Consider the following 26,941-nt stretch of genomic DNA (forward strand, 5'->3'; position numbering starts at 1 on the left):
AACGAAGGGCCAGCTCAGGAGGGTTTCCTCCCAGGCTGGTCCTACGTTGTTTCGGGCGCCGTGCCACCCGCGTGCCACTAGGTCCGCTCGGCACCCTCTCCGGAGGAGCCCGAAGCCCTCCCCCACCGCCGCGGATCATGGCCCCGAGCCGGTCCGCGAGCACCTGGGCGAGGCGGGCCCGGGCCGGCGCGTCGCCGGCCGTACTCGCTGCGGTGATGGTGCCGATGATCTCGGTGACAGCCCGGGTGCTCTGGTCCAGCAGCCGCGAGCAGGCCGCCGCAGCTCCCCGGCGCCGCCTTGCGGCCGGGCAGGTACGCCCGGCCTACCGCACCCGGGGCCGGTCAGGCGCTGGTCCGCGTTCGGCCGGCGACTGTCGCAGCCGCGCATCCGTGCAGCATGCACAGCCCTCTGCTTCATCGAGGGCGTCGGTTCGGGTTTGGCATGATCGTGCCAGGCTCGGGGTCCAGCCACGGTCAGTGAAGGGGATCTGCGGTCCAGTTTTTGCCTCGCCAGGTCTTGAAAACCCCAGGTCAGTGGCGTGAAGCGGTTTCTCCCGTCCGGATCTGTGCCGACGGCCACAGCAAACGGGACACGCGTAGGCCCATACTGAACCATGACGAAGCCCGCTGCACCGAAGCGTCACTTGCCTACCAGCCCCTTCAAAGCCCCGGTCACACCGGCTCCCAAGCACTTCGCCGTGGGCGACCAGGTCACCCACGACATGTACGGCCTGGGCCGAGTAATCGGCATCGAGGACGGAATCGCGGCTCTCGTGGATTTCGGCTCGGAGCCGATGCGGATCTTGAGCCCCTACGCCAAGATGACCAAGCTCTAGGACCACTGCGCCCGGTGACGGCATACCAGGGCCCTTCAGGGCCCTGCAACGAAAGCGAGACCTCTCATCGATCCGACATCACTGTTCTCCGCCCCGGAAGAACAACCCCGCTGCTCCACTTCGGCATCGCCGCCTCCGGCAACCAACCCCTTTCAGGCCCCTGACTTCGGGAACGACGGGACCTTGCAGTTCGAGGACGCACAGGATTCCGTCTCGGACATACGTCCGGCGCGGCCCAGGGCGGCTTAGCTCCATGAATGACGGTCGCTCCGGCAACTGACCGCGCGCCGTCTTCCGTGCTGCGGCGAAGAGTGCGGCCGTCTCGGTTTCGGTCTTGCCGTCTCGGTTTCTGTGAGGTGTTGCGACCTCCTGTCGACAACGTCCGCCGCCCTGACCATGATTGGCCAATGCCCGAGTTCAGTTGGCCGGACCGCTCCCTGGTGCCGGCCTCGGATCTCCTAGACCAGAGCTGGCCGGCAACAGTCTCCGCACTGCCCCTTGGATCTCACGTCAGCGGACGGGTCATCGGCCGACAGCCGTTCGGCGTCTTCCTCCTCCTCGACGGCGTGCCGAACGCAGTCGGCCTTGCCGAGATCACCGCCATGCCTCACCGCATGGAGCTACCTGCCTTGGGTGCCACCGTCGCGGGTGAGGTGATCTGGCACGTGGAGCACAACCGTCAGGTGAAGATCCGCCTCGACGAATGGCACGTGCCCAGCTGATCACTTCGTGGTCGCCGAGGTCGACGTAGCAGCGCCCAGGCGGTTTGCCCAGGTCAGCGCACTACGGGAGGTGGCGCGTCGGCACGTCCTACGCCTCCGGCTCCCAGGCCTGGAGCAGGTCGAAGAGGCGTCGGTCGCCGTCGAGCTCGAGGGAATCCACGGGGATACGGCCGTAGAGGGGGTCAGGACCAGCTCGCCGGCCGTGCCCCGGGCGGAGGCGTCGGCTGCGGGGTCGGGCGTGGGGAGGCGGGTGGTGCGGGCGCCGTCGGCGGAGAGGCTGAGGCGCCAGGAGGGGCCCTCGGTGCTGTGGAAGTCGACGGCAGCGGGCTCGTGCGGCCAGGCTTCCGTCGTTGCGCAGCAGGTGGACAGGAACTCGTCGGTACCGTCGAGTGCCACCTCGTCCGGCAGCGGCTGCGGGGCGCCCAGGGTGATCTGGGCGTCGTAGGTGTGCACCGCGATCTCCTGGAGCTGGTGTCGGGCGACGGCACCACAGGTCTGCGGCGACTGCGACGCACCCCACCACGTCCAGCAGCCGCGGTCCCGGCCGGCCTCCCGCAGCGCGTCCAGCAGCTGCTGCGTCGACGCGGCCGACCAGGCCAGCAGGGCCTCGCGCTCCCGGGGCGCAGCCGGCGCGCCCTCCGACGTGGACTTGGCAGTGGCGGCAGGCCCTGCGGCGACGGTGGCGGCCCAGGAGTAGCGCCCCTCCCCCAGGTGCTGCACCAGATCGAACAGCGTCCACCCGGGGCAGGTCGGCACCTGCGCGTCGGGGCTGGGCGCGGCGGCGACCGCGGTGCGGAAGGTGGTCGACCGTTCGTCGATCAGCCGCAGCAGCGCAGGACGGGTCCTCCTGCCCGTTGGGTCCCGGCCTTAGTAGGTCTATCGTCGGAATCATCGGGCCAGGACGAGGAGGACGGCCGGTGATGCCGCAGGACGAGGCCGTGATCGGCTGCACGGGGAAGGTGCTCATCGGAACGCGCGGTTCCACGGGCCCCGGCGAAGTCCTGGTGCGGGTCAGAGGCGGCTCCGAGACCTTCCTCGCCTGGTCGGAGGAACCCCTGCCCGTGGGCGCGACGGTGCTCGTGATCGAATCACGGGGATGCCGCGAGGTCGGCGTCATCGAGTGGGTGGATCCATTGGACGCGCTCGGCGACATCGCCGAGGCCGGCTGAGGAGTTACAGGAATGTTCGGATACCGCGTACCCGCTCCCGACGAGGCGATGTTGATCTCGGGGGGCAGGCGGGGACTGGGGGGCGCGCCGTTCCGAGTGGTCACGGGGCACGGCAAGTTCGTGCTGCCGGTCTTCCGGAAGGTCCGGTTCCTCACCCTGTCCATGTGTGAGTCCGAGGTCACCGAGACCTGTGTGACCAGGCAGGGCATCTCGTTGCACGTCCGCGCGGTCATCGCCTTCAAGGTCGGCAACGACCACGAGAGCATCATCAACGCGGGCCAGCGGTTCCTCTCCGACCAGGAGCAGATGTCGGTGCTCACCGGCCGGATCTTCGCCGGTCACCTGCGGGCCATCATCGGCTCGATGACGGTCGAGGAGATCGTCACCGAGCGGCAGAAGCTCGCCGCGGAGGTGCTGGACACGTCGAAGACGGAGATGGCGAAGATCGGGCTGATCGTCGACTCGCTCCAGATCCAGTCCATCGACGACGGCGACACCGGCTACATCGACGCGATGTCCGCCCCGCACAAGGCGGCCATCCAGCGGCAGGCGCAGATCGCCCAGGCGCAGGCCACCCAGGCCTCGGTCGAGGCGGAGCAGGTGGCGGCCCGCAACCAGGCCGAGTACGCCCGGCAGACCGCGATCGTCAGGGCCGAGTACTCGGCCGAGGTGGACCGCGCCCAGGCGCAGGCCGCGCAGGCCGGACCGCTGGCGCAGGCGCACGCCCAGCAGGAGGTGCTCGCCGCCCAGACTGAGCTGGCCCAGCGCCAGGCCAAGCTGCGCCAGCAGCAGCTGGTGGCCGAGGTCGTGAAGCCCGCCGAGGCCGAGGCCGAGCGGGTCAGGATCCTCGCGGCCGCCGAGGCACAGCGGATGAAGATCCAGGCGGAGGCGGCTGCCTCGTACGACCGGGTCGCGCTCGACCGGATGCTGATCGACCAGCTCCCGCAGATCGTCAAGGAGGCCGCCGGCGGCCTCGCCGGCGCCAACGTCAACGTCCTCAACGGCGCGGACGGTCTTGGTGAGATCGCCGCCGGCCTGGTGTCCCAGGGCCTGACGATCCTCGATTCGGTCCGGCAGAACCTGGGCGGACAGGAGTCCGAGGGCAACCGAGCCGGCGGCAACCGGCCCGACGGCAACCGCTCCGGGGAGGGCGGGAACAACGGCCTGCTTCAGCTGCCCACCAGCAAGGAGAGGAAGTCGAACGACGGTCCGGTGGACGTCGACTAGGAGCGGCGGCAGTTCTCCGGCCGCGCTCGCCCGTCCGTCCGCCCATATGCCCGTCCGCCCGTACGTCCGTACGTCCGTACGCCCGTCCGCCCGTCCGCCCATACGCCCGCCCACGGGACAGTGCCCCTCCCCGGCCGACCTGCGTGGTCACCTGCCCGCGATCGGCAGCCGTCCGCGCCGAGGCGGGCTGTGTGATGATGCACGGACGATGACCGGCCCTGGGGAGGGACCGGGTGCACGGGAGGGGACTGAGCCATCGTGGGCAAGGGCGGGGATTCCATACCGGACGAGGAGTGGGAGCGCTTTCTGAGGGAGGCCGAGGCCGGGACTCAGGGTGCGCCCAAGGAACCCTCGGCGCGGGCTCGGATGGTGGCGGGGCGGTTGCGGGAGGAGTCCGGCCGTCCGGAGGGGTGGCGGGCTCACCAGCCGGCCCGGCGGCGCCGGGGCAAGGGCTGGTACGCGGTCGGGCTGGTGGCCGCGGTCGGCCTGCTGGCCGTGGCGCTGGCGCCGGGGCGGGTGGCCGGTTGGTTCGGGGGCGGTGGCGGCGACGGCGACAGTGCGCCGCTCGCCGTTGAGTCGAAACGTCCGGATCAGGCGCCGCCGACCGAATCGGCCGGCCAACTGCCCACGCTGAAGCAGCCGTTCAGGGGTTCACCCGCGGTGCGGTGGGGTGACGGGACGGCGGGGATCGGTATGCCCGCGGCGCGGGCGACCGGCTGGATGAGCAAGGCGCAGGTGGCGCAGACGCTCGACCGGACCCGGGACTTCCTTGCCGAGTCCAGTCTGGATCCCGGGGTGCTGCGCGGGGAACGGCCGCGGAAGGCCATCGCGATGATCAATCCGCGTCAGCAGGACGTCCAGGACTACCTCGCGACCGCGTTCCGCTCGCCCAGCCGGAAGGACGATCCTCTGCTGCTGTTCAGCCGGTTCCAGAAGGCGAAGGTGCGGCTCGTCGGGAACGTGGTCAAGACCCGGGGGCGGGTCACGTACCGGGAGGGCAAGCGCGGTGCGGTCGAGGTGAGCACCGATGTCACGTACGTCTATCCGGTCGTACGCGCCGCGGCGGGCAGCGACGAGGTAGAGCGGACCATCGTGCGCCGCGAGGTCGTGATGAGCTGGGACGACCCGGCGAAGGTGGTCATCGAACCGGGGACGTTCTCCCTGGTCTCCTACAAGGTGGACACCACCAACGGCGGCTGCGACACCTTCACCGGCTACCTCACCCCCGAGTTCGGCGCCGAGCGCGAGACCAAGGGTCCGGGCGACGGTCCCGAGGTGGACCCGTACGACCGCAGCAAGTCGATGGACGAGCGTATGCGGGAGGCCGACGACGCGGGGTGCGGGACCGCCACCCGGTCGTGAGCGAGGAGTGACGCACCTAGGTCGTAGGCGGAACGACCCAGAGCCTGACGGTTCCGTCGTTGCCACCGGTGGCGAGAACGCGGTTGTCCCCCGAGAACGCCACGACGGTGACGGGCTTCAGGTGGCCGACCAGAGGCGCGCCCATCTGCTTGCCCTGACGGACATCCCACAGGAGGACTTTCCTGTCGTTCGCGCAGCTGGCCAGGACGCGCCCGTCGGGGGAGAACGCCACCGCGTTCACGCGCCTGCTGTGGCCGACGAGGGGGTCACCGACCTGTTGGCCGTCTTCCACGTTCCACAGCCGCACTGCCCGGTCGTTCCCGCAGGCGGCGAGAATGCGACCATCCGGAGAGATCGCGAAATCCTCGAAGCAGACCGCTTGCCCTTTGAAGAACAGCGATGTCAGCAGGTTGCCGCAGTGGACCGTATCGCCCAATGGTGTTCCGACAGCCTCTCCACTCACGACGTCGAAGAACAGGATATTGCTACGGTCCCGGTTCGTTGTGGCGATGAACTGCCCGTTCGGCAGGTAGCCGAGCAGCGCCTTCGCCGGCGAGGTGGTACCGCCGTCGGCTGCCTGTCCCAGGGTCCGGTACCGCTTGCCGGTGCTGATGCTGAGCAGGTGAACACGCCAGTCGCCGACCACTCTTGCCGCGAGCGTCTCTCCGTCCGGTGAGAAGGCCAGGGCCTGCACGTTCGATCCGGTCTCGAGACGTCTGATCGGCTTCCACGTGTCGAGGCGCCACAGGTCCACGAAGCCATAGCTGTCGGCAGCACCGACAGCGAGGATCCTGCTTGTCGGCGACAAGGCCATGGCTCTTCCGAAAGCGGTGATGGGCACGCCGGTCGGCTTTAGATCGACAGCGTTCCAGAACCGTACGTTCCCGCTCCCGTCGCAACTGGCGACGCTGCCGTCATCGCTCAGGAACCCTAGGCTCGCGATGGACGCGCCATGGCGGCGAGATGTGATGAGCGGGGCAGTGCATCCCTTCTCCCAGACGTGTGTGAGGATTCCGCTCGCCAGCGCGCCGCTCTTGTCCTGCACGGCTTCCGCACTCGACTCCGCCGCACTCGATTCCTCTTCCTTCCTCAACTCCTTCTTCAAGGAAGGCGGATGTATGTGCTGAATCAACTGGCCGATCTGAGCAGCGGACACAAGGGAGGCGCCGTCGGGGTACGCCGCGGTGGCGCCACCGTCCGCCGGAGATCGCGGGCTTGGATCGGCCGGCCCGCTCAGCCCTGGGGCGGGTCCGGCAAACGAGGGTTGCCGAGCTGGACTCCTCCATGCACGACGGCGGCGGCAACACTGCCGTGGTCCGCCTTGATGTTCACGTCCCGGTGAGCAGCGGCGCCGCCCTGTCCGGACACAGCCCCGGGAGCGGCCGCCACGTACGCACTGAACAGGGTGCGCATTTCGGTCGCGACCCGATGCCGTTCGGCCTCGCCCAGGTCCTCCAGCAGGTCCGCGAAACGGCCGCGCCACGCCGCCTCTTCCTGGATGCGCAACGCCTCGGCTTCTAGGCCGCGGGCAGCCGCCAGGGCACCCGCGGTTCTGTCCAGTCGCTCCTCCACGGCCTGCTCGCGCCCGGAGTCCCCGCGGCCGACCAGCCGCACGAGTCCCTGCCTGAGACCCGACCACGCATCCGTCCCCGCTGCCTGCACCACGGCGGCACCACCTGCCGCGGCCAGTGCCGTGAACGCCTCAGCCAGCATCCCGCACCGTTCCCCTCCGATGACATGCGATGTCCGGACGATACGCGCGCGGCCCGGGCGTAAGTGCCGTTTTCCACCAAGTCCCTCCCTCCCGCGTCCTCGCCTTCAACTCCGGTCAGTTAACTGTCAAGAACCTTGACAGTCTATTGGTCTAGTCCAAAGATGGGCGCGCCCCGCTCGCACTTTCACCTTGGGAGCGTCAATGAGACGACCTGGTTCTCTTCGTGCACTGCTGTCCTGTGCGACCGTCACCGCCCTGTCCGCCGGGCTCGTCGCCCTCGGAGGCGGTGGTGCGGTCGCCGCGCAGGGCGCGCCCTCGCATCACGCCGAGCCCAAGCCCATGCCCACGCACGTCGCGGCGCCGTACGTCGAGACGTGGACCGGGGAGAGCCCGGCGGCGCTCGCCGCCGCGTCGGGGAACAAGTACCTCACGATGGCGTTCCTCCAGACGGACACCGCGGGCTCGTGCACCGCGTACTGGAACGGTGCGCCCACGCAGCCGGTCTCCCGGGCGAGCTTCGGCGGCGACATCGCCGCGATCCAGGCGCGCGGCGGCAACGTCATCCCGTCCTTCGGCGGCTACAGCGCCGACACGACCGGCACCGAACTGGCCGACAGCTGCACCAGCGTGGACTCCATCGCCAAGGTGTACGAGAGTCTCGTCACGACGTACGGCGTCACTCGGATCGACCTCGACGTCGAGGCCGACTCCATCGACAACACCGCCGGGATCGACCGCCGCAACAAGGCCATCGCCGAGGTCCAGCGCTGGGCCCGGCACACCGGCCACCGCGTGCAGTTCTCCTACACCCTGCCGACGACGAACACCGGACTCGCGCCCAACGGTGTGGCGCTGCTGCGGAACGCCGTCGACAACGGCGCGCGCGTGGACGTCGTCAACATCATGACGTTCGACTACTGGGACGGCGCCACCCACGACATGGCCGCCGACACCGAGACGGCCGCCACCGGGCTGCACGACCAACTGGCCGCGCTCTACCCGAAGAAGAGCCCCGCGAAGCTGTGGCGCATGATCGGCGTCACCGAGATGCCCGGCATCGACGACTACGGTCCCGAGGAGACCTTCACCATGCGGGACGCCGTCACGGTGAAGAAGTGGGCGGTCGCCAAGGGCATCAACACCCTCTCCTTCTGGGCACTCCAGCGCGACAACGGCGGCTGCGTGGGCACCGCCGGCGCCAACTCCTGCTCGGGCATCGCCCAGGACACCTGGTACTTCAGCCACACCTTCGAACCGTTCACGCGTGGCGCCGGCGCCGGCGCCGGCCGGTGACGCCCAGGGGATCCTCGCAGGAGCATCACAGAGACTGCACACAGTCTTGCGAATGACTCGTTAGCGTGCTGGCCATCCGATCCCACGTGTGAACGTGATCCGCTCGCGGCCCGCTGGGACGACAGCACGTCAACCCAGGAAGACCGCAGACAGATGGACTACTGCTCCTCGTGCCGTCGGCATCTGAACGGCGCCCTGATGTGTCCTGGGTGCGGTGCCTACGCTCCGGACCTCGCCGCCGACATAGCCGCCCTCACCGCCGACGCCCGCCCCGCCCCGGCCCGCACCGCCGAGGCGGCGACGGGGACCGCGGCGACGGGGACCGCGACGTGGGAGGCCGCGGACTGGGAGGCCATGGCCGAGGTGCCGCAGACCGTCCCTCAGACCGGCCCGCAGACCGTCCCTCAGACCGGCCCGACGGCCGATCCGCAGACCGGCCCTCAGGACGTGCCGCCCGCGCCGCAAGGGCGGGCGGCACGGCGTCGCCAGATGGCCCGTTGGAAGAAGAACCAGCGCCGGGCCGTGGTCGCGACCGCCGTCGCACTCGTCGGAGGCGGCCTGACCGTCTCCATGATGGACCGGCACTCCACCGACCGGGCGCAGGCCGCCACGACGCCGGATGTGCCGAGCATGGCGACCACGCCCGCGGCGGACGAACCGGCGACGCGGGACACCCGCTCGACCGTGACCCGGCCCGACGCCCACCGGTCCTCACCCGCCCGTTCCGCCCAGTCGCCCACGACCGGGCTGCCGCAGGGGCAGTCCACCCCTGCCCCGCTCCGTACCACCCTGCCGAGCACCGGTTCCCCGCCTGCTACGACTCACCCGACTCCGGCGACTCGTACGGCGGCGACACCCGCCACGCAGCAGCACGCCGACCCTCCGTCCTCCGGCGGAGCGGCTGCCGATCACACCGGTACCTCGGCACAGCACACCTCCACACCCGCGGCCGGTGACGGCTCGGACCCGGGAACGCCTCAGGCGACCCCCGCCCCGGCGACGCCCTCGTCGCCGGAACTCTGCCTGCTCGTGGTGTGCCTCGGCTGACGCCGCGGTGATGTCGCGGTGATCCTGCTCGGATCTTGTCACCGCCGCGTCACAGGTCGTCTCCCGGAAGAACCCCCGTGCCCGGCCGGCCCGTCTGCCAGGACAGGTGCCGGCGAGGGCCGGTACCCCGTGAGATCCGACATCGGGGGACGACATGCAGTACACCAAGGGCATCCGCAGAACCGTGCTGGCGATGGTCGCGGCCTCGGCCGCCGTGATGGTGGCCGGGTGCCAGTCCGACGGGGGCGGCGCGAAGGCGGGCGGGTCGCCGTCCGGCGGGGCCGGTGCGTCGAGTGCATCGGCCTCTCCTTCCGGCGCTCCTTCCGGCGCTGGTTCGCCGGGCTCCGCCGCCCCGGTCGTTCCGGCGGCGAGCGTCTCTTCCGGATCAGGGGCCGGGTCCGGGGCCGGAACCGGGTCGGGAGCCGGAACCGGGTCGGGATCCGGGTCGTCGGGCGGAGCCGTGAGGACGTGTACGGCGAGCAGCGTCGAGGCGGCCGCGTACCAGGCCGCCGATCGTCCGGACGGCACGGGGACCGGAGCGGCGATCGTCGAGTTCACCAACGTCTCGAGTCACCCGTGCGTCCTCAAGGGGCATCCGTCGGTCGCGGGGGCCGGCAACGGCTCCCCTGAGCACAATTCGCCGCTGTCCGTGACAGCCACGGGATCGGCGTCGCCGGTGCAGGTGTCCCCGGGCGGCAAGGCCTGGGTGAAGCTCACCTTCGTACAGGTCCAGGGCGAGGCCGACGGCTACTGCAAGTCCGGCGCGGACCCCGTGGTGTACCCCACGCTGGTGGTCGGCCTGCCGGGCTCGGGGTCGCACCAGGTCGCCCTGAGCGACGGGCAGTTCGCCGAGTGCGACAACAAGGTGACGGTCACCGCGGTGTCGGCGGCCAAGCCGTCCTGACACCGACATCGAAACCGACACCGACGGGGCGCACGGCTACCGGCCCCTCCCGCGGCGCTTCCGGTTCGGCCGGTGCGGTCGCTGGAGGGTGTCCAGTGCGCCGACGGCCGCGCGCGTGTGGTCCGGGTCCTTCGGGGCGGGGCCACCCGCGCACCACCATGCCGGCCCGTCGGAGCCCTGCCCCACGTGCATCCCCAGGTTGTGGACGGGACAGACCGGCCAGACCTGCCAGAGGCACTCCATGACGGTGTCCTGGGCGGCTTCGGCCACGGCGGAGACGGCGGCCTCGATGCTGGTCGCCGAGTCGGGCCACAGGGGCTGGCCGTGAGGGGAGGCGCCGTCCGCGAGGGAGACGTACACCTGCTCCGGTTCTCCCTCCGCCCAGGGGGCGTGGGCCAGCAGGCACAGGGGCCGCTGATCCGGGAGGGTCGCCGCCAGATCGCGGTTCACCAGGGCCAACGCCTCGTCCCAGAGCGGGTGTTCACCGGGGAGCAGCGGGCGCGGCGGCGGGGTGTCGAAGGGCACGTGCCAAGTGTGCCTGGTCGGGTGCGGCCCCGTCGTCCGGCTTCTTTACGTATTCCTGACGCCTTCCGGCGCATCCAACGGCCACCCGGCCGGTGTCCTCATCCGTGTCTCGAACGGTCGAGTCAGCAGAGGGAATGGAGTGCCATGGAAGGCACCGTAGTCGCAGTCGTGGCCGTGGCCGTGCTGGCCCTGTTGGTACTGCGCAGTGGGATGCGGGTGGTCAACCAGGTCGAACGCGGAGTCGTGTTCCGCCTGGGCAAGGCGCTGCCGTCGTACCGGCAGCCGGGCATCACCTTCCTGATCCCGTTCGCCGACCGCATGCGGAAGGTGAACGTGCAGGTGATGACCATGCCGGTACCCACACAGGAGGGCATCACCAAGGACAACGTGTCGGTGAAGGTCGACGCCGTCGTCTACTTCCGGGTGACGGACCCGCTGCGGGCCGCCATCGAGGTGCAGGACTACGTCTTCGCCGTCGGGCAGGTCGCCCAGTCGTCCCTGCGGTCCATCATCGGCAAGAGCGACCTGGATGACCTGCTCTCCGACCGGGAGCGGCTGCACGAGGGCCTGGCGCTGATGATCGACAGCCCGGCCGCCGGGTGGGGCATCCACATCGACCGCGTCGAGATCAAGGACGTACAGCTGCCCGAGTCGCTGAAGCGGTCCATGTCCCGGCAGGCCGAGGCCGAGCGGGAGCGGCGGGCGCGGGTGATCACCGCGGACGGTGAGTTCCAGGCCGCGCAGCAGCTGGCCAACGCCTCCCGGATCATGTCCGACACCCCCGAGGCCATGCAGCTGCGCCTGCTTCAGACCGTCGTGGAGGTCGCCGCCGAGAAGAACTCGACGCTGGTGATGCCCTTCCCGGTGGAGCTCCTGCGCTACTTCGACAAGGCGGCCCAGCAGTTCGCGGCCCCGGCGGCCCCCGCGGCCCCCGCGACCGCCTCGGCCCCAGCGACCGCCGCGGCCCCTGAGGCTGTTGAGGCTCCTGACGCCGCCGCTCCCGAGGTACCCGCCGCTCCCCCGGCTCCTGTGCTCCCTCCCGCTACGCCGGCTCAAGCCGCTCCGGTGCCTTTCGCCGAGCAGCCGTAGCCAGCGTCAGCGTCACCCCGGTCGAGGCGAGGGCCATGACCGTCATCGCCGTGGCGGGCGAGGTGAGCTGTGCCACCGAGCCCGCCAGCGAGGCGCTCACGCCCTGCATCGTCAGCATGCCCGCCGAGTGCAGCCCCAGGGCGTGCCCGCTGAGTTCGTCCGGGGTCAGGGCCATCAGGTGCTCCTGCTGCACCAGGCTCGCCCCGAAGCCGACGGAGGCGACGGCGGCCAGGGCCGCGGCGAGCGGCAGGGGCGGGTGGCCGAAGAAGACGAGGTACGGCGCCGCCAGCAGCAACAGCAGCGGTACCGCCAGCCGCGCCCGCACGCCGGGCGGCAGCAGCCGGCCCAGGGTCACGTCCCCCACGAGCATCCCCAGCGCGGCGCAGGCGAAGAGCGTGCCGGCGGCGTCGGGGTCGTAGGAGACGAAGAGGGACTCGCAGCCCACCACCAGGCCGTTGGGGATCCACAGGCCCAGATAGACCAGCCGGCGCGGACGGGCCGACCACAGCAGGGCGTTGGTGCGCCAGGTCGCGGCGACGGAGGGGCGGCCCGCGGTCCGGGGCGGGCGCCGGGTCAGGCCGAGGCGGGCCCCGAGGGCCGCCGCCAGGTACAGGCCCGCCGACGTCAGCAGGGTCACGCGCGGGGACAGCGCGGCCACGAGGATGCCACCGGTCGCGTATCCGGTGATCTGGGCGATGCCGCTCATCATGTTGAACACCGAACGGCCCAGCAGGTAGCCGTCCTTGGCGAGGATCTCGTTCAGCAGGCCCCAGCGCACTCCTCCGCCGAGCGAGGCGACCAGCCCCTGGGCGAGCAGGACGGCGAAGACCGCTGTCACGGACAGCCCGGGCAGCGCCAGGAGCGCGGTGCAGGCGGCGAACGCGAGGGGGATGCCCGTCATCGCCGCCCGCGGCGGCAGACGGTCCGCGCCCGACAGGAGCAGGGTCGCACCCAGCACCTGCGCCAGGGAGGGGCCGAACATGCTGACGGCGGACAGCAGCGGCGAACCCGTCGTCCGTAACACCAGCGTGCCGAGCGCCAGACCGCCCACCGTCTGGGCGGCGGTGTGTGCGGCGGAGACCACGAAGAGCGGGGTGAACTCGGGCGTGCGGAAGAGGTGCCGATAGCTGCGCGGAGTCGTGTCGGGAATCGGACGGGAAGTCATACGGGGAGTCTGTGGAGCCCCGCCGCCGGGCGTTATTGTTTCGCGCCCACGCGAAACCCCCGGAGGTGCCCATGGGCTGGTGGCAGCTCAACGCCGACACGCTCGCCCGCAGCCGGTTCGTGCTCTCGCCGTACGTGGAGACCTTCGCGTGCCTGAAACTGCTGCACGCGGGCGAGGCCGCGCACCCCGGGGAACGGGACTGGCTGCGCGCACACCTGCCCGCGTACCGGGCGCGGCTGGCCGCCGACCCGGTCACCGCGCTCCTGATACGGGCGGGCCTGGGCCGGACCTGGACCGCCGACTTCCTCACGCCGGCGCCCCGGGACGGGGAGACCTTCACGGAGGCCCTCACCCGGGTCCGGGCGACCGACCCGGCCGAGGCGCGCGCCGACCTGCGGGTGGCCCTCGCCGGGCCGCTCCCGGACGCCCTGGACCGGGACGACCTGCCCGAGCGGGCGGCCACGCTGCTGGCGTACCTGTGGGCCGAGGCCGTACGACCGTACTGGGACCGGCGCCGGCGGATCCTGGAGGCGGACGTGGTCGCGCGGACCGCGCAGGTGAGCCGGGGCGGCTGGGCGGCGGTGCTGGACTCGCTGCGGCCGGGCACGCGGTGGCTCGGGGACAGCCGGCTCCAGATCAATCTGCACGAGTACCCGCCACGCGAGATCTCCGGCGCGGAACTGCTGTTCGTGCCGGTGACGCCCCAGCGGCACGGATGGGTGTCGTGGGAGGAGCGCACCCGGTACGCCGTCGTCTACCCGTGCGACGGCGCGCTCACCGACGGAAGCGGCCGGGCGGTGCCCCGCAGCCTCGGGGCGCTGCTCGGCGCGGCCCGGGCCGAGATACTGGTGCTGCTCGACTCCCCCATGTCCACCACCCAGCTGACCGCGGTCACCGGGCAGGGGCTCGGGTCGGTGGGGCGCCATCTGAAGGTGCTGCGGGAGGCGGGGCTGGTGGAGCGCCGACGGGCGGGCAGGTCGGTGCTGTACGCGCGGACGGCGGCGGGGCAGGTGCTGATGGAGGCGGGCGGGGAGCGGGGCCTTGGGGAACCGGTCACCGGCCGGACACTTACCGGAGCTAGCATCCGCTTATGACTACTACTGACCACAACGGCTCCGTACTGGACACCGAGATCGGCGCCCTCCAGGGCGGTTCCGCGGACCTCTCCCAGTACGCGGGCAAGGCCGTGCTCGTCGTGAACGTGGCCTCCAAGTGCGGGCTGACCCCGCAGTACACCGGCCTCGAGCGCCTCCACGAGCGCTACGCCGAGCAGGGCTTCACCGTGCTCGGGGTGCCGTGCAACCAGTTCCTCGGGCAGGAGCCCGGCAGCGCCGAGGAGATCGCCGAGTTCTGCTCCGCGACGTACGGCGTGACCTTCCCGCTGACCGAGAAGGTCGAGGTGAACGGCGAGGGCCGGCACCCGCTCTACGACCGCCTGGTCGGCTTCGCCGACGCCGAGGGGCACACCGGGGACATCCGCTGGAACTTCGAGAAGTTCCTCATCGGGCGGGACGGCCAGGTCGTCGCCCGCTTCTCCCCGCAGACCGAGCCCGAGGCGGCCGAGATCGTGACGGCGGTCGAGGCGCAGCTGGCCTAGGGCCTCACGGGGTGCCGCTGCGCCCACCCGAGGGGGGACCCGGCGGCACCGCCGTGCACCGCTACGGCGGTGGGAAAAGGGGAGCCCCCTCGGCAAGGACGGCGGGCTGGTCGAGAGGGCTCTGGGTGGTGCTTGTGGAGTTGTGGTCGTCGGGAGTCGGGTGGGCGTGGGTCAGGGAGGCTCCCTACGCCTTGACCGAGGCCACGAAGGCGTTCCACGCGTCGGCGGGGAAGGCCAGGGTGGGCCCCTCGGTGACCTTGGAGTCGCGTACGGCGAGTTCCGCGGTCGCGGGCGACTTGACCTCGACGCACGCCCCGTTCCCGGCGGAATAGGAGGACTTCGTCCACGTCTCGGTGGCGCCCTGAAGCAGTGCCATGTCCACTCCTGTTGCGAGTTGCTCTGTAGTGCGATTCACGCCAACCATGTCGAGCGGTTGGCGTGATCGACGCTACTCGGCAACATCCCCTCCTGGAGCACTCGTTCACTCGACCGGGTGGCATATTCCAGTAGGGACTTACGCTGGGACGTGGCACGGATGTATGATCCGCCGCCCCTCACGCCGGAAGGCTCAACGAGCGTACTCTTTGGCCACATCCGAGATGCATTGACGGGATTGGTCCACATTCAGGGACTGCGCCCGCAGATGTTCGTACATCACGGCGTACTTCTGCACGTCCTGCGCCTTCTCCAGATACAGATCGCTGGTGACGCCCTCGAGGTACACCACGCTGGAATCGGCCGCGTCGGCGAACTCCAGGATCGCGTACTGGCCGTTGAGCCCGGGATGCGCGCCCACCTCGAACGGCAGCACCTGCACGGTGACGTGCGGCAGCTGGGACATCTCGATGAGGTACTCCAGCTGCTCCCGCATCACGAGCTTGCTGCCCACCACCCGGCGCAGCGCGGCCTCGTCGAGCACCACCCACAGCCGGAGCGGGTTGTTCTCGGCGGTGATACGTTCCTGTCGCCGCAGCCGCACCTGTACGCGCTTGTCGATGTCGGCCGTCGAGGTCTCCGGCAACGCCCCCTGTACGAGCGCCTCCGCGTACGCCCGGGTCTGCAACAGGCCGGTGACGAGCTGGGGTTCGTACACCCGCAGCGACTCGGCGTCCGTCTCCAGACCGATGTAGACGCTGTACGGGATGTCGCCGAACGCGTGCCACCAGCCCTGCTGCCGGGAGTCACGGGCCATCTCCATCAGGGAGTCGACGATCCGCTGGTCCTCGACCTCGTACACCCCGCACAGATCACGGACGTCGCGCTGGCTGATGCTGCGCCGGCCGTTCTCCAGACGGCTGATCTTCGACTGCGACACCAGCAGTCTTTCCGCCACTTCTTCGGCCGTCATGCCCTTGAGCTCGCGCAGCCTGCGGAGCTCCTGGCCCAGCCGGCGCCGCCTGACGGTGGGATTGACATTGGACGCCACGGGACGTGCACCTCCGGCTGACTGCCTGTACCTACCACTTTGCGTATCTGCTGTTGAGCAGACTGCCACCAAGGAGCTTCCTACCGCTGGGAAACGGTGGATATGCGGCGCGTACGCGTCAGTTCGGGCGCAAGAACGCAAGAACGCAAGAACGCAAGGAGAAGCGGTCGAGCGGGGTGGTAAGACCTCAGGGTCTCACCACCCCGCTCGAACCAGCGGCTCCCGAACCGGGTCTGGGGACGGCTGTGCGGCGATGCGGTTGTGCGACTGCGCGGCGGTGCTGTGCTGCGTGGGTGCCGTGGTACTGCGGCTCAGTGGGCCACGACGCGCGCCATGGACCCGTGGCGCGGTTGCATCGGAACGCCCCGCGCGGGCTCCGGTGCGGGCCTGGCTCCTGGTCCGGCCTGACGGCCGGCCGGGGCCGGGCTGCGGCGCGGCTGGGCCGCCGCACCGTTCTGGACGTCCATCACGGCGTGCGCGACGAGACCGCCCATGGGGTCGTGCCTGATCAGATCCCTGAGCCGGGACCGTGAGGACCGTCCCTCATTGCCCGGATACAGGTGTTTGCCGAGGCCGACCGCGTGCGCCAGGGCGGCGAGCGCCGCGGTCCGCGGGTCCGGCGGTACGCCGGTGCGGATCGCGGAATCCAGCCGGGCACGGATCTCCCGGCTGATGTCGTTGTCCGTCGCCTGGTAGCGAGTCGTCGGCAACACCCCGCACATCTGACCCGGCACGGCGGCGACCATGCCGCACCGCTCCAGATGCGAGAGGTAGGTCTGGCGGAGCCCGAGACGCGGCCCGCCGATCCAGTGGACGGCCCGTACCGGAGCGCCACGCCTTCGCAGCAACTCCAACGCGCAGTCCAGTGTTGGATCTCCAGTCGGCCGTGGTGCCACCACGGCGATACGATCCCCGTCTGGGGCTATCCGTCCGGCCAGCGCCAGCTCCACTAGCTGTGCTCCGGCCAGACCGAGGTCGAGCGACTGCGGCTGTGCAGTGGTACCCGTGGCCGGGTCCAGTGCCAGCAGCAGAAGCTCCTCCGGAATTGTTCTGCGGCTCCTGCCCATCCATGCCTCCCCGCGTGGATGAATGACAGGGTGACCCCTCTCACATTGGTCTGTCGAGAGCGCGTGACCTCTTTGTAAGGGAACCAGTAGGTATGTCGTTCTCGTCTACCGCAGGGGACAAGCCCGCACACAGGACACTGGTACATGGTTCGGACAGTGGCGGGGAGGCCTTGTCCGGGCGGGTGTTCGGCCGTCGGACGGCGGTCGGTTCGACAGGCGTACGGTGACATACGTCACATGGAGGAGGCATCGGTGGCGGGCGAGTCCCCCGACAGGTCGAAGCAGCGCGAGTCGTCGGTTGAACCGACGTCGGGGAAGGCGGGGCCGGTTCCCGAGGCCCGCGATCCGCGATCCGCGGTGTCCCGCGAGTCCGACGAGCGCGGCGGCGTGGACACGGCGACCAAGGTCCTCTCGACCCGGGACCTGAAGTCCGACGCCGAGGCCCCCGCCCAGCCGGAAGACTCCCGCCTCCGCGAGGCCGTGGCAGCGTGGGTACGGTCCGGAGACCCGGCCGACGGGGAGAAGCCGACGGAAGACTCCTCCCGCACCGATACCTCCGGGACGGAAGACGCCGAGGCGAAGACCTCCGGGACGGAAGACGCCGAGGCGAAGGCCTCCGAGGCGGAAGACGCCGAGGCGAAGGCCTCCGAGGCGGAAGACGCCGAGGCGAAGGCCTCCGAGGCGGAAGACGCCGAGGCGAAGACCCCTGGGGCTGAAGCCGCCGGGACGGAAGACGCCGAGGCGAAGGCCTCCGAGGCGGAAAGCGCCGCGACGCAGGCCGTCGAGGACGAGAAGGCCGGGGACGATGACGTCGAGGGCGCCGTGCGGGCGGCCGAAGGCAGCGAGGCCTCGCAGGACGACGCGGGCGAGGACGACGAGGCTGCCGCGCGGGCCGGCTCGGACGCCGAGACCGACGTGACGGACGTGGTGGACGAGCGCGAGGACGCTGCCGCGGACTCGGACGGGCCCGCGGACACCGACGAGGGCGACAGCGCCTCCTCCGGCTCGGACGAGCGCGAGGACGCTGCCGCGGGCTCGGACAAGCCCGCTGACACCGAGTCGGAAGCGGGCGCCGACGCCACCGGCGAGGCCGACGCCGCCCCCGAGCCCGAGGCCGCCGACGGCGATTCCGCCCCGAAGGGGCCACCCGCAGCCGACGACGAGAGCCGCACGGGTGGTGCGGGTGGGAACACCAGGGCCGAAGGCGAAGCCGAGGCCACTGACAGCGAGCCGGAAGCGGACACCGACGCCACCGGCGAGGCCGACGCCGCCCCCGAACCCGAGGCCGCCGACGGCGATTCCGCCCCGAAGGGGCCACCCGCAGCCGACGACGAGAGCCGCACGGGTGGTGCGGGTGGGAACACCAAGGCCGAAGGCGAAGCCGAGGCCAAGGCCAAGGCCAAGCCCGTCGATCAGCCCACCGCCGTCTTCAAGGCCCCGAAGCGGCAGGTCGATCAGCCGACCACCATGCTCAAGCTCGGCGGCAAGTCGAAGGCCCCCGAGTCGGACCCCGAGCGCACCAGCAAGTTCGTCGCCCTCAAGCCCCTCGACGACCCGTCCACCCGCAAGCCGACCGCCCCCAAGCCCGCCCCCGAGGCCAAGCCCGCCCCCGAGGCCAAGCCCGCAGCCGCGTCCGCGCCCGCCACCACCCCCGTCCCCCAGATCGGCCCCGAGCGCACCACCCAGCAGCCGCTTCCCCCGAAGCCCCCGCTGGACCTGCTCGCCGAGCTGACGAACACGCCTCCGCCCCCGGAGACCCCGGTCCGCACGATCGTGCGCCGGGTCAAGATCTGGACCCCGCTGGTCCTCCTGCTGGCGGTCATCTTTGCGGTCGTACAGGCTATGCGCCCGCTGCCGACCCCCACCCTCGCGCTGAGCGCCGAGAAGACGTACACGTTCGACGGCAAGACCAGCCTCCCCTGGCCCGGCGAGGGCCAGGGCTGGATGGACGTGGCCGGCATCGGCACGATGAGCAACTTCGGCAAGCAGACCCCCGTCGCCATCGGCTCCGTCGCCAAGACGATGACCGCGTACATCATCCTCAAGGAGCACCCGCTGAAGGGGAGCGCCGAGGGTCCGTCCATCACCGTCGACGCCACCGCCGAGAAGGAGGGCGGCTACGACAAGGACGGCGAGTCCACCCTCAACACGGTGAAGGAGAACGACAAGCTCACCGAGAAGCAGGCGCTCTCGGCCGTCATGATTCCGTCCGCGAACAACATCGCGCGTCTGCTGGCCCGTTGGGACGCGGGCTCCGAGGCGGCGTTCGTCAAGAAGATGAACGCCACCGCCAAGAAGCTCGGCATGACGCACACCACGTACACCGACCCCTCGGGGCTGAAGGAGACCACCGTCTCCACCGCCGAGGACCAGGTGAAGCTCGGCAACACGGTCGTGAAGATCCCTGCCCTGACGTCCATCACCAGCGCGGCCAGTTGGACGGACCCCTCCGGCAAGAACTGGCCGAACCCCAACACGCTCCCGTACGTCATGGGCGCGATCGGCATCAAGACCGGCAGCACCACCGCGGCCGGCGGCAACCTCCTCTTCGCCGCCAGGAGGGAGGTCGGCGGTGAGACGGTCACCGTCGTCGGCGCGATCCTCGGCCAGCACAAGGCTCCGATCCTCGGCACGGTCAACGCGGTCAGCAAGACCGCGCTGGTCGCCGCGAAGGACGCGCTGACCTCGGCGAAGATCCTGAAGAAGGGTGACGTCGTGGGCTATGTGGACGACGGTCTCGGCGGCCACACCCCGGTCGTCGTCACCAAGGACGTCACCGCGGTCGGCTGGGCCGGCCTGAAGGCGAAGCTGTCCTTCGCCGCCGACGAGGTACCGCACACCGCGAAGGCCGGCACCAAGGTGGGCACGCTCACCGTGGGCGACGGCAAGAGCGGCGCGGTGAAGGTGCCGGTGGCCCTGAAGAAGGACCTCACCGAGCCGGGCCTCGTCAGCAAGCTGACCCGCATCGGCTGACCCGCGGCGCCCGGTTCGCCACCCTCGCACCCCGCCGACCGAGCCCCTCGGCGGGGTGCGTGCTAGCGTCACGAAACGGGGCGGGTAGTCGGCCGAGGGGAAGCGGCCGCCAACCGGACAGGAAGCGGCCGGGAACATCGACCGAAGCGGCCGAGAACAGAAGACGGGACACGGGGAGTGCCTTCAGGTGGCCACTGCGGAGCCGACACGCGCCGACGACACCGATACGGGCCCGGGGACCGGCCCGCGAATACGCCTGTCCGCGGCTGACCCGGCCATGGACGGCTCAGTCGCGGACGGCCCCGTCGGCCGCCGGGCGCGGCTGCTCGCCGCCGCCGAACCGCTCCGGCAGCGGCTGCTCCTGCACCCCGCCCTGTCCATGACCGCGCTCTCCGGCGTGCTGCACGTCATCTGGTTCTTCACATTCGCCAACAGCGGCGGCGACCTCGCGGCGCAGGACGCGTGGGCGGAGTTCGTCGGCCGGCACCCGGACTCGGCGTACAACCTGGCCTGGTACGGCGGTATGCACCCGGTGTCGTACAGCGTGGTGTCGCCGTATCTGATGGCGGTGCTCGGTGTCCGTACGACGTTGATGATCGCGGGGACGCTGTCGGCGGGCCTGCTGACGGTGGTCCTCATCCGCAGCCGGGCGGTGAAGAACCCGCTGTGGGCCGCGCTGGCCGGGGTGTTCGCGCTGATCTGCAACGCGATCTCGGGCCGGGTGACCTTCGCCCTGGGCACCGTGTTCGCGCTGGGCGCGGTCGCGGCCGTGTTCTGCTGGCCTTACCGCTGGCGGTACAAACGCTGGGCGAAGGCCCTGGTCGCGGCGCCGCTCGCCGCGCTGGCCACCATGTCGTCGCCGGTCGCGGGCCTGTTCGTGGGCCTGATCGCGGCGGCGCTGTTCCTCCAGAAGCGGCGGCCGGGCGCCTGGGCGCTGGGGCTGGCGCCGTCGGCGGTGGTCGCCGTGTCGACGTGGCTGTTCCCCTTCTCCGGCACCCAGCCGATGACGATCGGCTCGGTGGTCATGCCGCTGCTGTACGGGCTGCTCTGCCTGTTCCTCGTCCCCAAGGAGTGGAAGACCGTACGGCTGACCGCCGCCGTCTTCAGCCTCGCGGTGGTGCTGGTCTGGCTGTTCAGCTCGCAGATCGGGTCGAACATCTCGCGGTTGCCGATGCTGTTCGCGGGTGTGACACTGATCGCGGCGCTGCCGTTCACGGTGCCGCGCTCGCGCAAGTGGTACACGACGGTGCTGGCGTTCCTCGGCTTCGTCGGGTGGATCGGCTACAAGTCGGTCGACGACATCATCCACACGACCCCGGACGCGTCGTGGGCGCGCGAGCTCGCCCCGCTCGTCAACGAACTCCAGCACGTCGGCGCCGAGAAGGGCCGCGTCGAGGTGGTCCCGGCCCGCTCGCACCGCGAGGCCTCCGCGCTCGCACCGTACGTCAACCTGGCCCGGGGCTGGCTCCGCCAGGCCGACATGGAGCGCAACCCGCTCTTCTACGACGGCACCCTCGACTCGGCGAACTACCACGCATGGCTCCAGCGCTGGGCCGTCCACTTCGTCGTCCTGCCCAAGGACGAGCCGGACGGCGACGGCGGGGAGCGGGAGCGGGCCCTCGTGCGGCGCGGGATGCCGTACCTGACGCAGATCTGGGGCGATGCCAACTGGCAGCTGTTCCGGGTGACCGACCCGGCCCCGCTCGCCGAGCCGAACGCGGTCGTCGACCGGGCGGAGCAGGGCGAGATGACCATCGAGGTCCGCAAGGCCGGCCGCATCCTCATCCGCATCCCCTACTCCCCGTGGCTCAGCATCGTCGACGCCAAGGGCAAGAAGATGAAGCCGCCCCAGGAGACCCAGGCCTCCAAGCACCGGGCCGACGGCACACCGAAGACGTACGACAACGTCAACGGCTGCCTGATGGAGACACCGGAGGACGCCAAGGGCGACAAGTGGACGATGCTGGTCGCGCCGAAGACGGGGACGTACCGGTTCGCCGCGCCTTATCAGCTGCCCAGGGGTACGCCGTGCCCGGACGAGCTCAAGGAGCCGTGAGCCGCCTGGGCCGACTGGGCCGCGCGAGGCCGCCCCGGCCCGCAGGCCCGCCGGCCCGCTGACGCTCAGCGGAGCTTGTCGACGTACCTGTCCGTCCCCGGCACCGTCGGGATGAACGGCGCCACCAGCTCCACCCGCCCCAGCCCCGTCTCGGTCACCTGCTCGTCGAGGCCCGCGAAGTACCGCTCCCAGCACTCCCGCGGGTCCGCCTCCAGGAACCACAGCAGGGTCAGCCGGGTGTCGACGCCCTCGACCTGCTTGACGTAGGTCATGCGGTCGCCGGGGAGGGGGGTGGGCCGGAAGACGGTCACCATCGCCGCCGGGGAACCCGCGACGCGCTTCGGCAGATGGCGGGAGCGCAGCCACTCCAGCAGTTCGGCGCGCTGCCCGGCGCTGTCGGCGTCGACGACCTCGAGGACCAGGCCCGCGTACGGGTGGTCGAGGGCGTGGAAGTCGCGGGGGCCGGCCGCGCCGTCCCGGTACACCGTGGCCTCGTGGTCCTGGAAGGCCGTGAAGACGTGGGTGCGGTCCTGGTAGACGCGGGCGTCGCGGTTGAGGCGTCGGTTGATGGCGACGGTCCACTTCATGTGGTCGTCGTAGCGGCCGTCGGTGACCCAGTAGGTGGAGAGGTAGCAGCCGGCGGTGACGGGCTGGGCCACCGCCGACTTCTCCGGGTAGCGCAGGAGCTGGAGGTCCCGGGTGGCGACCCAGCGGCGGCCCGCGTACATCCAGGGCATGGCCATCGCGCCGGCGTAGTAGTGGTCGTCCTCGTACCAGCGGTTGTACGCGTACTCGTGGCCCGGGTGCGGTTCGACCATGGTGATAAGGGCGTGGCCGGGGCGCACTCCGTACGGGCCCACGGCGGCCAGTTCGGCGTACGTCTCGCTGCGGGTCTCCTCGCTCATGCCGTTCCCCTTCCTTCCTCTTCCTTCCTCCGCCGGACGCCCATACTCTGACGCCCCGTCAGGTGATTCGCCATCCCCCGGGAGGCCCGGATGTCACTGCTCGAGGGCAAGACGGTCGTCGTGTCGGGCGTCGGGGCCGGACTCGGCCATCAGGTGGCCGCCGCCGTCGTACGGGACGGGGGGAACGCGGTGCTCGGCGCCCGCACCGAGGCGAACCTCGCCAAGAGCGCGGCCGAGATCGACCCGGCGGGGACCCGGACCGCGTACCGGACGACCGACATCACCGACGAGGGGCAGTGCGAGGCGCTGGCCGCGCTGGCGCGGGAGCGGTTCGGCGGGCTGGACGCGGTGGTGCACGTGGCCGCCTGGGACTCCCACTTCGGCGGCCTCGAGGACGCCGACTTCACGACCTGGCAGTCGGTCATCGACGTGAACCTGCTGGGCACGCTGAGGATGACCCGGGCCTGCCTGCCCGCCCTGAAGGAGGGCGGCGGCGGTTCGGTGGTGTTCATCGGCACGCAGTCGGCGGTGGCCGCGCCCACCCAGGTGAAGCAGGCGGCGTACGCGGCCTCCAAAGGCGCCCTGACCAGCGCGATGTACTCCCTGGCCCGGGAACTGGGCCCGCACCGGATCCGGGTCAACACCGTGCTGCCGGGCTGGATGTGGGGGCCGCCGGTGCAGGCGTACGTGCAGTTCACGGCACACACTGAGGGCGTGCCGGAGGCGGAGGTGCTGGGTCGGCTGACCGGCCGGATGGCACTGCCCGACCTGGCGACGGACGGGGACGTGGCCGACGCGGCGGCCTTCCTGGCCTCGGACCGCGCGCGGGCCATCACCGGGCAGTCGCTGCTGGTCAACGCCGGGGAGCTGATGCGCTGACGCTGACCACCCGCCATTTTCAGCCACTTAAGCTGTTCATATAGATGAACCGAGGTCAACAAGCCGAACATTTTTGCCTGCTCTTGACCTTACGCTCGCTTGTCGTGCCCGTGGAACCCCACCCACGATGAGCGGGCACTTCGCGGCCTTCCCCGTCCACGCTCCGCTTATGCGAAGTGCCAGCCAGCTGAGCGGAGTTCACAAGGCGGACCCTGGGAGGGGAGCGCATGAACAGTCTCGACTGGGTCGTGCTCATCGGCTACTTCGGCGTGATGGTCGCGATCGGCGTCTGGTCGCACAAACGCGTGGACGACGTCAGCGACTTCTTCACGGCGGGCGGAAAGATGCCGTGGTGGCTGTCCGGCATCTCGCACCACATGTCGGGCTACAGCGCGGTGATGTTCACCGGATACGCGGGCATCGCCTATACCTACGGCGTCACCTCCTTCGTCACCTGGTCCTTCCCGATCGCCCTCGGTATCGCCATCGGCTCCAAGCTGTTCGCGCCGCGCATCAACCGGCTGCGGTCGAGGCTCCATGTCGCCTCGCCCCTCGAATACTTGAAGAACCGCTACAACCTGCCCACCCAGCAGGCCCTCGCCTGGTCCGGCATGCTGCTGAAGATCGTCGACGTGGGCGCGAAGTGGGCCGCGATCGCCACACTCCTGTCCGTCTTCACCGGGGTCACCCTCAACCAGGGCATCCTCATCACCGGCGCCATCACCGCCGTCTACTGCACCATCGGCGGCCTGTGGGCGGACGCGCTCACCGAACTCGGCCAGTTCGTCATCCAGTTGCTGGCGGGCGTGTCCATGTTCGTCGCCGTCGTACTCAAGCTGAACGACAAGGGCATCGGCATCTTCGAGGCCTTCGACCAGCCCGCCCTGCACGGCCACGGCAAGGCCCTGGTCGGCCCGTACGGAACCGTCTTCCTGCTCGCCTTCCTCTTCATCAAGCTGTTCGAGTACAACGGCGGCATGCTCAACCAGGCCCAGCGCTACATGGCGACGGGCAGCCCGCGCGAGGCCGAGCGTTCGGCCCGCCTGTCGGCGGCGCTCTGGCTGGTCTGGCCGGTCGTCCTCTTCTTCCCGATGTGGATGTCACCGCTCCTGGTGCACGCCCAGAAGCCGGACGGCTCCGACTCCTACGGCCTGATGACCGAGCAACTCCTCCCGCACGGCCTGCTGGGACTGGTCATCGTCGGCTTCTTCTCCCACACCATGGCCATGTGCTCCTCCGACGCCAACGCGATCTCGGCCGTCTTCACCCGGGATGTGGCACCGGTGCTGTCGGCGCGGGCCCGGGCGTGGGGCCGGCGGTCGGGGCTGGTCGCGGCCCGGGTGACCACGGTGGTCTTCCTCGGCCTGTCCATGGCGGTGGCCACGCAGGTCAACTCCCCCACCTTCAAGGACATCATCACCGTCGTCATCAAGTGGGTGGCCGGCCTGATGGGCCCGATCGCCATCCCGATGATGCTGGGCCTGCTGCGCGCGTTCCGCCGCTCCGGCCCGACGGCAGCGCTCACCAGCTGGTCGATGGGTCTGCTGGCCTTCTGGCTGGTCAACTACCCGATCAACTGGAACGTCGACGGCGGAGTCCCGCTCCAGTACCAGGTCTCGGTCCCGCTGGCCGTCTCCCTGGTCCTGTACATCCTCGTCGGCTACCTGAAGCCGGAGGACACCCCGGACCGCCTGGCGGTCATCGAGCGGATCAACACGGACGGCGACGGGGCGATGGCGGCGGTGCCGGCACCCGCCGGCGCGGGGGACGACATGGTGGGCACCCCGGTCAAGGACTGAACCCGCACCGGACCGGAGTGCGCTACCCGCCCCTCGGGTACCGGGCCAGCCACCCCGGGGAGGACCCCGCGGGCCCGTGCAGCGCGGGCCCCTGGGTCATCTCCATCGCGAAGTCGTCGGCCAGCTCCAGAATCGTGGGACGGCCCTCCAGCTCGGTCAGCCAGGCCGGCGGGAGGGCCGTCTCGCCGTGCAGGGCCCCGAGCAGCCCACCGGTCAGCGCGCCGGCGGCAGCGGAGGGCCCGCCCTGGTTCACCGCCAGGCACAGCCCGTGCCGTACGTCCTCCCCCACCAGCGCGCAGTACACCGCACCGGCCAGCATCCCGTCCGCCGCGCCGTCCCCCACCAGCTCCTCCACCCGGGCCGGCGACGGCATCCCCTGCCGTACGGCACCCAGCGCGTGCTGAAGGGCGTCGGACACGGGCTGATGCCCCGGCCGGGCGGCGAGCAGGGCCAGCGCCCGCTGCACGGCGCCGTCCAGGCTCTCGCCGCGGGCCAGCGCGTGCACGATCACCGCGTACGCGCCCGCCGACAGGCAGGCGGTGGGGTGCCCGTGGGTCTGGGCCGCGCACTCCACGGCCAGCTGCACCACCAGCTGCGGCTCCCACCCGACGAGCAGCCCGAACGGCGCGGAACGGGCCACGGCCTCGGGCCCGAGCTCCCCCGCGTTCTTGGGCGACTCCAGCGTGCCCATGTTCTCGTCACCGAGTCCCAGCAGCAGCGCCCGCGTGGGGTCCCGCCGCGCGTACAACCACTCCTCCCGCGCCAGCCACCCATCTTCCTTGCGCCGCTCGTCGGGGCCCCAGTCCCGCTGCGTCGCCGCCCATCTCAGATATGCCCGGTGCAGATCGGTCGGCGGGTGCCAGGCCCCGGTGTCCCGCCGCACCTGGGCCCGTATCAGCCCGTCCACGGTGAAGAGCGTGAGCTGCGTGTGATGGGTGACGGCACCGCGCCGCCCGTACCCCACCGCCAGATCGACCAGGCCCTCCACCCCGTACCCGGCCCGGATCTCCTCCACCGAGAGCCCGTCGACCGGCGCCCCCAGCGCATCCCCGACCGCAACCCCGAGCAGCGTCCCCCGCACCCGGCCACGAAAGTCCTGCTGCTCGGCACGCCCCCAGACGGCCCCGGATGTCGCCACCATCCTGACCTCCCACGTGGCACCGTCCGTACGTACGACGCCCAGAACT

Annotated in this window: 24 protein-coding genes and 1 pseudogene; 15 read left to right on the forward strand and 10 right to left on the reverse strand. The window is 70.8% G+C overall.

Annotated elements, in window-relative coordinates:
• Positions 1-613: 613 nt before the first annotated feature.
• Positions 614-835: a hypothetical protein gene (locus tag ACWGJM_RS00830; protein WP_453409506.1), complete on the forward strand. Its 222-nt coding sequence runs from the start codon at positions 614-616 to the stop codon at positions 833-835.
• A gap of 407 nt (positions 836-1,242) precedes the next feature.
• Positions 1,243-1,557 (forward strand): hypothetical protein, encoded by a 315-nt coding sequence (locus ACWGJM_RS00835; protein ID WP_453409507.1) that lies wholly within the window; start codon positions 1,243-1,245, stop codon positions 1,555-1,557.
• A gap of 88 nt (positions 1,558-1,645) precedes the next feature.
• On the opposite strand, the pseudogene ACWGJM_RS00840 reads toward ACWGJM_RS00835, so the two are convergent.
• A pseudogene (locus ACWGJM_RS00840) lies at positions 1,646-2,388 on the reverse strand (maleylpyruvate isomerase family mycothiol-dependent enzyme).
• A gap of 89 nt (positions 2,389-2,477) precedes the next feature.
• Here ACWGJM_RS00840 and ACWGJM_RS00845 point away from each other — a divergent pair.
• The 3 genes from ACWGJM_RS00845 (at position 2,478) to ACWGJM_RS00855 (ending at position 5,315) form a co-directional block, all read left to right on the forward strand.
• Positions 2,478-2,726 (forward strand): hypothetical protein, encoded by a 249-nt coding sequence (locus ACWGJM_RS00845; protein ID WP_453409508.1) that lies wholly within the window; start codon positions 2,478-2,480, stop codon positions 2,724-2,726.
• 12 nt (positions 2,727-2,738) lie between these two features.
• Complete coding sequence (locus tag ACWGJM_RS00850) at positions 2,739-3,953, forward strand: SPFH domain-containing protein (RefSeq protein WP_453409509.1); 1,215 nt, start codon at positions 2,739-2,741, stop codon at positions 3,951-3,953.
• Positions 3,954-4,211: 258 nt separating this feature from the next.
• Entirely contained in the window at positions 4,212-5,315 is a 1,104-nt protein-coding gene (locus ACWGJM_RS00855) for a hypothetical protein (protein ID WP_453409510.1), read from the forward strand.
• Between the two features lie 16 nt (positions 5,316-5,331).
• Here the strand turns inward: ACWGJM_RS00855 and ACWGJM_RS00860 are convergent, their stop codons facing one another.
• Positions 5,332-6,420, reverse strand: coding sequence for a WD40 repeat domain-containing protein (locus tag ACWGJM_RS00860; RefSeq protein WP_453409511.1), 1,089 nt, complete (start codon positions 6,418-6,420; stop codon positions 5,332-5,334).
• Between the two features lie 128 nt (positions 6,421-6,548).
• Positions 6,549-7,028: a hypothetical protein gene (locus ACWGJM_RS00865; RefSeq protein WP_453409512.1), complete on the reverse strand. Its 480-nt coding sequence runs from the start codon at positions 7,026-7,028 to the stop codon at positions 6,549-6,551.
• Positions 7,029-7,230: 202 nt separating this feature from the next.
• Here ACWGJM_RS00865 and ACWGJM_RS00870 point away from each other — a divergent pair, with 202 nt between their 5' ends.
• The 3 genes from ACWGJM_RS00870 (at position 7,231) to ACWGJM_RS00880 (ending at position 10,273) form a co-directional block, all read left to right on the forward strand.
• Entirely contained in the window at positions 7,231-8,322 is a 1,092-nt protein-coding gene (locus ACWGJM_RS00870; RefSeq protein ID WP_453409513.1) for a chitinase, read from the forward strand.
• 153 nt (positions 8,323-8,475) lie between these two features.
• Positions 8,476-9,369 (forward strand): SCO2400 family protein, encoded by an 894-nt coding sequence (locus tag ACWGJM_RS00875; RefSeq protein ID WP_453409514.1) that lies wholly within the window; start codon positions 8,476-8,478, stop codon positions 9,367-9,369.
• 460 nt (positions 9,370-9,829) lie between these two features.
• Positions 9,830-10,273: a DUF4232 domain-containing protein gene (locus ACWGJM_RS00880; protein ID WP_453409515.1), complete on the forward strand. Its 444-nt coding sequence runs from the start codon at positions 9,830-9,832 to the stop codon at positions 10,271-10,273.
• A 36-nt stretch (positions 10,274-10,309) separates the two neighbouring features.
• Here ACWGJM_RS00880 and ACWGJM_RS00885 read toward each other — a convergent pair whose 3' ends face one another.
• A complete protein-coding gene (locus ACWGJM_RS00885) occupies positions 10,310-10,798 on the reverse strand; it encodes a hypothetical protein (RefSeq protein ID WP_453409516.1) in 489 nt (162 codons plus the stop codon).
• Between the two features lie 144 nt (positions 10,799-10,942).
• On the opposite strand from ACWGJM_RS00885, the gene ACWGJM_RS00890 reads away from it, so the two are divergent.
• Positions 10,943-11,887, forward strand: a complete 945-nt coding sequence (locus tag ACWGJM_RS00890; RefSeq protein WP_453409517.1) for a slipin family protein — start codon at positions 10,943-10,945, stop codon at positions 11,885-11,887.
• On the opposite strand, the gene ACWGJM_RS00895 is transcribed toward ACWGJM_RS00890, so the two are convergent.
• Positions 11,841-13,052, reverse strand: a complete 1,212-nt coding sequence (locus ACWGJM_RS00895) for an MFS transporter (RefSeq protein ID WP_453409518.1) — start codon at positions 13,050-13,052, stop codon at positions 11,841-11,843. The genes ACWGJM_RS00890 and ACWGJM_RS00895 overlap by 47 nt on opposite strands.
• Positions 13,053-13,123: 71 nt before the next feature.
• Here ACWGJM_RS00895 and ACWGJM_RS00900 point away from each other — a divergent pair, with 71 nt between their 5' ends.
• Together ACWGJM_RS00900 and ACWGJM_RS00905 are read left to right on the forward strand one after the other, a co-directional pair.
• The gene (locus ACWGJM_RS00900; RefSeq protein ID WP_453409519.1) at positions 13,124-14,146 is read left to right on the forward strand and encodes an ArsR/SmtB family transcription factor; all 1,023 of its coding nucleotides are present in this window, start codon (positions 13,124-13,126) and stop codon (positions 14,144-14,146) included.
• On the forward strand, positions 14,143-14,649 hold the full coding sequence (locus ACWGJM_RS00905; RefSeq protein ID WP_453409520.1) for a glutathione peroxidase: 507 nt from the start codon (positions 14,143-14,145) through the stop codon (positions 14,647-14,649). The genes ACWGJM_RS00900 and ACWGJM_RS00905 overlap by 4 nt, the downstream gene beginning before the upstream one ends.
• Before the next feature lie 184 nt (positions 14,650-14,833).
• Here ACWGJM_RS00905 and ACWGJM_RS00910 read toward each other — a convergent pair whose 3' ends face one another.
• The 3 genes from ACWGJM_RS00910 to ACWGJM_RS00920 form a co-directional block, all read right to left on the reverse strand.
• Positions 14,834-15,025 (reverse strand): DUF397 domain-containing protein, encoded by a 192-nt coding sequence (locus ACWGJM_RS00910; RefSeq protein ID WP_361443038.1) that lies wholly within the window; start codon positions 15,023-15,025, stop codon positions 14,834-14,836.
• 192 nt (positions 15,026-15,217) lie between these two features.
• Positions 15,218-16,075, reverse strand: a complete 858-nt coding sequence (locus ACWGJM_RS00915) for a helix-turn-helix domain-containing protein (RefSeq protein ID WP_361805318.1) — start codon at positions 16,073-16,075, stop codon at positions 15,218-15,220.
• Positions 16,076-16,386: 311 nt separating this feature from the next.
• Entirely contained in the window at positions 16,387-17,142 is a 756-nt protein-coding gene (locus tag ACWGJM_RS00920; protein WP_453409521.1) for a GOLPH3/VPS74 family protein, read from the reverse strand.
• 237 nt (positions 17,143-17,379) lie between these two features.
• On the opposite strand from ACWGJM_RS00920, the gene ACWGJM_RS00925 reads away from it, so the two are divergent.
• Both ACWGJM_RS00925 and ACWGJM_RS00930 read left to right on the forward strand, forming a co-directional pair.
• Positions 17,380-20,115, forward strand: a complete 2,736-nt coding sequence (locus ACWGJM_RS00925; RefSeq protein WP_453409522.1) for a D-alanyl-D-alanine carboxypeptidase — start codon at positions 17,380-17,382, stop codon at positions 20,113-20,115.
• 187 nt (positions 20,116-20,302) lie between these two features.
• On the forward strand, positions 20,303-22,171 hold the full coding sequence (locus ACWGJM_RS00930) for an MFS transporter (RefSeq protein ID WP_453409523.1): 1,869 nt from the start codon (positions 20,303-20,305) through the stop codon (positions 22,169-22,171).
• 65 nt (positions 22,172-22,236) lie between these two features.
• On the opposite strand, the gene ACWGJM_RS00935 is transcribed toward ACWGJM_RS00930, so the two are convergent.
• Positions 22,237-23,076, reverse strand: a complete 840-nt coding sequence (locus ACWGJM_RS00935; protein ID WP_453409524.1) for a hypothetical protein — start codon at positions 23,074-23,076, stop codon at positions 22,237-22,239.
• 90 nt (positions 23,077-23,166) lie between these two features.
• Here ACWGJM_RS00935 and ACWGJM_RS00940 point away from each other — a divergent pair, with 90 nt between their 5' ends.
• Positions 23,167-23,955, forward strand: coding sequence for an SDR family oxidoreductase (locus tag ACWGJM_RS00940; RefSeq protein WP_453409525.1), 789 nt, complete (start codon positions 23,167-23,169; stop codon positions 23,953-23,955).
• Positions 23,956-24,182: 227 nt separating this feature from the next.
• Positions 24,183-25,754 (forward strand): sodium:solute symporter family protein, encoded by a 1,572-nt coding sequence (locus tag ACWGJM_RS00945; protein WP_453409526.1) that lies wholly within the window; start codon positions 24,183-24,185, stop codon positions 25,752-25,754.
• Between the two features lie 22 nt (positions 25,755-25,776).
• Here the strand turns inward: ACWGJM_RS00945 and ACWGJM_RS00950 are convergent, their stop codons facing one another.
• Positions 25,777-26,895, reverse strand: a complete 1,119-nt coding sequence (locus ACWGJM_RS00950) for an ADP-ribosylglycohydrolase family protein (protein ID WP_453409527.1) — start codon at positions 26,893-26,895, stop codon at positions 25,777-25,779.
• Between the last annotated feature and the right edge of the window lie 46 nt (positions 26,896-26,941).

Source organism: Streptomyces sp. NPDC054834, assembly GCF_053611185.1.